The organism is Paenisporosarcina sp. TG-14 (assembly GCF_000297555.1).
Lineage (GTDB): Bacteria > Bacillota > Bacilli > Bacillales_A > Planococcaceae > Paenisporosarcina > Paenisporosarcina antarctica.
Window position 1 is genome coordinate 1 of record NZ_AMGD01000129.1, and the last position, 727, is coordinate 727.

A 727-nucleotide genomic window follows, 5' to 3' on the forward strand; every position below is an offset into this window, starting at 1 on the left:
AAGATTGAATGGCTTTCAATGGCCCGTTTATCCAGTTTTGAGTGAACAAGCATATATTTTATTAAAAAAGCTTGTAAATCTCATCAGACTTGCTATAATAAGTCTTGTCTTTAAAATTAAATATCCAGTCCAGTGATAATGGCAAAGAGGTCACACCCGTTCCCATCCCGAACACGGAAGTTAAGTTCTTTTGCGCCGATGGTAGTTGGGGGTCTCCCCCTGTGAGAGTAGGACGTCGCTGGGCGATTGTTACGGAGGATTAGCTCAGCTGGGAGAGCATCTGCCTTACAAGCAGAGGGTCGGCGGTTCGAGCCCGTCATCCTCCATTTTTTTTTGCGAAATGCCGGAGTAGCTCAGCTGGTAGAGCAACTGACTTGTAATCAGTAGGTCGAGGGTTCGACTCCTTTCTCCGGCACCACTTCATTAGAGCCATTAGCTCAGTTGGTAGAGCATCTGACTTTTAATCAGAGGGTCGTAGGTTCGAATCCTACATGGCTCACCATTTTTTAATACTAAGTTGCGGGTATGGCGGAACTGGCAGACGCACTAGACTTAGGATCTAGCGCCGCAAGGCGTGGGGGTTCGACTCCCTTTACCCGCACCATTTATATATACTAGCGGAAGTAGTTCAGTGGTAGAACACCACCTTGCCAAGGTGGGGGTCGCGAGTTCGAACCTCGTCTTCCGCTCCATAGATTCTTATAAAATGCCGGGGTGGCGGAACTGG

At 48.1% G+C, this 727-nt stretch carries 5 tRNA genes and 1 rRNA gene; all 6 read left to right on the forward strand.

From position 1 onward, the window contains the following. Positions 1 to 128: 128 nt before the first annotated feature. The 6 genes from rrf (at position 129) to C406_RS0119070 (ending at position 692) form a co-directional block, all read left to right on the forward strand. Positions 129 to 244, forward strand: a 5S ribosomal RNA gene (gene rrf, locus C406_RS0119045). Between the two features lie 9 nt (positions 245 to 253). Beyond that, a tRNA-Val gene (locus C406_RS0119050) sits at positions 254 to 326 on the forward strand. A gap of 16 nt (positions 327 to 342) precedes the next feature. Then, positions 343 to 418: transfer RNA gene (locus C406_RS0119055), tRNA-Thr, on the forward strand. A gap of 8 nt (positions 419 to 426) precedes the next feature. Then, positions 427 to 502: transfer RNA gene (locus C406_RS0119060), tRNA-Lys, on the forward strand. A 17-nt stretch (positions 503 to 519) separates the two neighbouring features. Then, positions 520 to 604, forward strand: a tRNA-Leu gene (locus C406_RS0119065). Between the two features lie 13 nt (positions 605 to 617). Further along, positions 618 to 692, forward strand: a tRNA-Gly gene (locus tag C406_RS0119070). Positions 693 to 727: the final 35 nt, after the last annotated feature.